The sequence below is a fragment of the uncultured Mucilaginibacter sp. genome, from assembly GCF_903913935.1.
GTDB lineage: Bacteria > Bacteroidota > Bacteroidia > Sphingobacteriales > Sphingobacteriaceae > Mucilaginibacter.
This window is the reverse complement of sequence record NZ_CAIWNH010000388.1, coordinates 1-5,292: the sequence shown is the minus strand read 5'-3', so window position 1 is coordinate 5,292 and position 5,292 is coordinate 1. Positions and strand designations below refer to the sequence as shown.

The 5,292-nt window shown below is 45.7% G+C and carries 2 protein-coding genes; both read left to right on the top strand.

Going from position 1 to position 5,292, the window contains the following annotated elements:
• The first annotated feature begins 139 nt into the window (after positions 1-139).
• Positions 140-2,611 (top strand): glycosyl hydrolase, encoded by a 2,472-nt coding sequence (locus QZY09_RS15585; protein WP_295673854.1) that lies wholly within the window; start codon positions 140-142, stop codon positions 2,609-2,611.
• A 259-nt stretch (positions 2,612-2,870) separates the two neighbouring features.
• A complete protein-coding gene (locus QZY09_RS15580; protein WP_295673852.1) occupies positions 2,871-5,108 on the top strand; it encodes an endo-alpha-N-acetylgalactosaminidase family protein in 2,238 nt (745 codons plus the stop codon).
• Positions 5,109-5,292 lie beyond the last annotated feature (184 nt).

The window sequence follows — 5,292 nt, the reverse complement described above, 5'->3', positions numbered from 1 at the left end:
TTTATGGGCTCGGATAGTTAAACTTATGGGGCACTATCGTAGAATATATTGAAATAGAAATTCTTAGTATAAAGACGCTATGCTTAAAAACACCAAATTTTTAAAAGTCTTCTTTTTTTTGACCATATTGATTCGTTGCATGGCAGCAAATGGACAGCAAATGGTGACTGCCGGTAACCCCGGTGAAAAGCTATTGTTTCCGGACCCTGAAAGCGAATTTCTTGATCCACCGCCATCGGCAAGCCCTGGCGTATTATGGATGTGGATGGGCTCAAATCTAAGTAAAGAAGGAATTACCAGAGACCTGGAGGCTTTAAAAAAGGAAGGTTTTAACAGGACAACGATGTTCAGCCTGGCAGATATTACCACTCCATGGGCAGGTCAGATCGGAAAAAGTCCTACACCGGAATTAATAGCATGGACGGAACCATGGTGGAAAATGGTACGGCACGCGGCCGAAGAATCTAAGCGGCTGGGGATGGACTTCGGGATGTTTAACGGTGCAGGATATGAAGCAAGCGGAGGTACCTGGATTACACCGGAGCGTTCCATGCAGGAGCTGTGCTGGTCGGTAGATTCGGTCACCGGAAATAAACACCTGCTAACCAGGTTATCGAAGCCTAAGGTAAATCTTCGGGGCAACACCCCTTATCCGGTATATAATCCGAACACAGGCCTTGTTGAGATTCCGGAAATTGCGGCAAGAGGGACTTATTACAAAGATATTGCAGTACTGGCACTTCCTGCCGATGGCATAGTGCCTTTAAATAAAGTAATAGACCTGACAGCTAAAATGAAGCCGGACGGCAGCCTTGATTGGGAGGTTCCCGAAGGCAACTGGATCATCTACAGATTCGGGCATACGACAAGCGGAACTTTGATGCAGCCAGCACAATGGAGGGCTACCGGACTCGAATGTGACAAAATGAACCTCGAAGCAGTAAGTTTTCACCTTGATCATATTATTGGTGAAATAAAGGAACATTTGGGGGATTTAATAGGGAAAGGCTTCAGCAGCGTTCATTTTGATAGTTATGAAGCTGGAATTCCGACCTGGACGGCTAAAATGAAGCAGGAATTTGTTGCAAGAAGAGGGTATGATATTACGCCTTACCTGCCAACTTTTGCCGGTCGAATCATCGGTAGTGAAAAAAAGGACTCTGTGCTGTTTACCGACGATTTTGATGTGACCGTAAAAGATCTATACCGTGATGTGTATTTTGCAACGCTAGCAAAAAAATTAAGGGCTGCCCATTTAAATTTCTTGTGCGAACCATACGGCGGCCCGTGGCGCCAGGATGAGGTGATGCCGTATGTCCAGACCGTGATGACTGAGTTCTGGACTCATGAAGGAAAGTATTCTCCTTTTGAACTTGTACCAACGGTGGCGGCACTCAGAAAATCAGGGCAGAATATCATTGAAGCAGAAGCTTTCACAGGCGACCCACGGGATAGTAAATGGAATGAAACGCCGGAATGGCTAAAGCCAATAGGGGATGCAGCTTTTTGTGACGGCGTAAATAGACTGGTGATACATCGGTTTGTACAACAATCTTTCAATGATAAATATAAGCCCGGTTTGACTATGGGTGACTGGGGGACTCATTTTGATCGAACGCAAACCTGGTGGGAGCCTGGAAAGGAAACCATTAATTACTGGAAACGCTGCCAGGCCTTGCTGCAGTGGGGAAATATTGCGTCAGCTAATCCGGAAGAGTTCAACGCCGCTAATTTAGCTGGCGATATCGTAGTAAAGCATATTCACAGGCAATTACAGCATACTGACGTGTTTTTTGTCGCGAATATCGCCCGTAATAAAGGAAGTGCCAATTGCTTTTTTAATATTCAGGGGATGCAGCCTGAAATCTGGGACCCGGTGACCGGCTCAATGAGAGATTTGCCGCAGTTCAAAACAGACAGTACCGGAATTACTATACCTATCGAGTTTGAAAAAGCGCAAAGTTTCTTCATTGTTTTTCGTCGCAAGCTGGCAAACCATAGTATTTCAATGACCGCTAATTTTCGCCGGGAAGAAGAGTTGTTAAAAATAACCGGCCCCTGGCAGGTCCAGTTCGACCAGCGTTGGGGTGGCCCCCAGGATCCTGTAACCTTTAACAATTTAAGCGACTGGACCACGCGGGAGGAGAAAGGTATAAAATACTTCAGCGGCACTGCGGTATATCGAAAGAAATTTGATGGGCCGTTGGCGCCGGACGCCAGATTACCGACCCTGTATTTAGATTTAGGCGTCGTAAAGCATATCGCAAGGGTTACATTGAACAATAAAGACCTAGGGGTAATTTGGACTGCACCCTGGCATGTAAAGATACCCGCTGGATTGCTTAGAACTAAAGACAATGAACTCCTTATCGAAGTGACGAACGTGTGGGCCAACAGGCTTATCGGTGATGAACAGGAGCCCGATGACTGTGAATGGATCCCGGGATTTCGCGGCGGGAAGTCAATGAAAGAGTTTCCGGAATGGTTCCTGAAAAACGAGCCGCGTCCATCTAAGGGGCGCTACTGTTTTACTACATGGAATTATTTTGATAAAAATTCGCCTTTGGTTTCTTCAGGTTTATTGGGGCCGGTACGTATAACGGGGGAATAAAGAAATACGGACAGGCGAAATTATAACCAGGGGCACATTTTTTATCACCGGTACGCTCGCCTAAAGGTTAATAGATCGTTTCTGTGTTTTAGTTTTTTTGACCTGACGCTTAAGCTATAAATATGCTTGCAAGTAATTTAGATACGGAATGCAACAAGGGTTGAAGATGGGTCAACTGCGCTGCGGACGAAGATAAATTCGCCAGATACTTATTAAGTAAACCAGGAATTAGAACAATATTTACTATTTGACTTTAATTATGAACTATTACCCCAGGAACGACTTACACATCTTCAAAAAAGAAAATAATTCTGCATTGTGGTTAAGGTTGATAAGTGTAAGCCTTTTTCTGGCGACCGTTGTATCTGCCATGGCTTTCGCCCATCCCCGGATTCCGAAAAATCTGGCCACTATAAAATCCCCCCTGCTGACGGTGAATATCGACCGGACTACAGGTCTTCCTTATAATTATCTGTTTAAGGGATCAAATATCTGGGGTGTCGATTCCTCACGTAAACTGAATGCCACGGTTTGTAGGCTAAAACCGCGTCAATACATCGAATTAAAACTTTCCCCGGTTAGGATAAAAATAGAAAATGACCAGGCCGACATACTTTTTGAGGCTTCGTTGAATGGACGGCGCGCAACGTCTTTTCACATTAAGTATGTACTGAAGGATGCCGCGCTGGTGATCACAATGGACCAAGTCCGGGAATTTGCTGGTTTTGAACTGATTGAAACAGCTATGCCGGATATAGCTACCGTTCATGAGGAAGATGGCGGCGGATGGCTCGCACATAGTATGGGAGGAGGAGAATTGGTCGACCTTAAAAACGCCAGGTCTGGGACAATTCCGTTTGACGGTAACTTTGGTGATATTGGTTACGTACTTCCAGTTGCGGTGATCGGCTTAGCAAAAGTTGCCTGCGTAATGGAGGTGTCCGCTTTTATGGATGGTACTAAAATTGAAATTTCAGGCGGCAATGGTCATCATCACGCAAGAATAGGAACGACGCAGGTTTACCGGGTTCATGGCGGCCGCTCATATGATATGAATGACGGGGGCGACCGGGTAAGTGGGAATAATGAAACACCCAATTTACTGGTAGGACAGCAGTCGCGCTGCAGGTTCGACTTTACAGGCGGCAGGAATAAAAACGGCGCGGCCGATTGGCTGGACGGAGCCCGGATTGTGGCCGACCGTATGCCTGCGTCGCCTACAACGTATTTTAATGACAGGTTTGTCTATCTTATTGCCGGAAAGTACAAACCAGACAAGGAACCGCGCACTACTTTTGAACAAAGTGAAAAGCTCATAAGCGATATTGCGGCGCTAACCGATTATGCTCCCCAATTGCCATTAATAAGCGGCTGGGTTTATGATGGTCAGGATACAGGTTTCCCTTCCGAGGATAAAGTCAACGAAAGTATAGGGGGGTATGAAGGTTTAAAAAAGCTCATCAGCGATGGACCGCGCTATAATGCGAACGTAAGCCTGAATGTTAATTATGATGATGCCTATAAAAGCAGCCCGCAGTTTGATACTGCTTTTATCGCAAGGCGTCCAGACGGCCGCGTCTGGCGTTCGCGTGATTGGGCAGGTGAATATTCCTTTATTGTTGGGATGGCAAAATACATGAAAAAATGGGGCACGCAGCGTATAAATTATACTATGGATCGCTATAAAATCCATGACGCACTGCTGATTGATGCCATGTCCTGGTTTGCTATCCGCAACGACTGGGACCCGCAGCATCCCGCAAGCGGCTACAAAAACCTGGTTGATGGTAAATACCAGATCATTGACGCGTTACGTGATAAGGGAATCGCGGTGATGTCAGAGCACCTGAGGTATCCTTTTATTGGCAAGTTGGCCATTTCTGCTGATGGTTTCGGCGGCGGCAGCTCTTTTTTTGGTGGAGAACCCATACCGCTGATAGCCACGATATACCGTAAATCGGCTATTTGGGGAACCGGCGGAGACTTTCCGCGCAACGACCCCAAAAGAAGTCTCTTCTGGAATTGCCGTTCTATACAATGGTACAATAACAGCACAGATCGTAATTATATTATTGATTATTATTTTTTAACGGTACTACCGTTCAGCAAAGTACATGACAAACCTGTAGAAGACTATACACACAATGGTTTTACTACAAAAATTAAACTTGCCCAAAACTCATATATAGAAAATGACTGGATGGGCGACAACTATTCGATTACAGCAAACGGGGTGAAAATTGCCGCCAATAATGCGACATTCTGCCCAATAGACAGCGATCGCGTGGCATTCTTTTCGAGGGAATCCAAGACGTTGTCTGCGCCTATTCCTTCAGGATGGACCCCTGCCGCAATTACGGCGAGGGCTTTATATACCGATCATCGTTCACAGGTAAAAGTAGATGTGGAGGATGGCAGGATGCAGGTCGAGGTAAACGGTGGTATACCGGTGATCATATACCGGAATTCGGAAATTGCAGACAGGAAACATGAATAGGTTTCAAACAACCAAATAACAGATGAAAAGAAGAACTTTAATAAAAACTGCAATTACAGCGATCCCGGCAATTGCTTTGGGTAGAACCATCAGCGCATGTAACTTTCTAAGCGGACCCAAGGGTGAATCTGTGGCCCCGGGGCCGTTTAAGCCGTCATGGGATTCATTGAAAAACTTCCAGGTG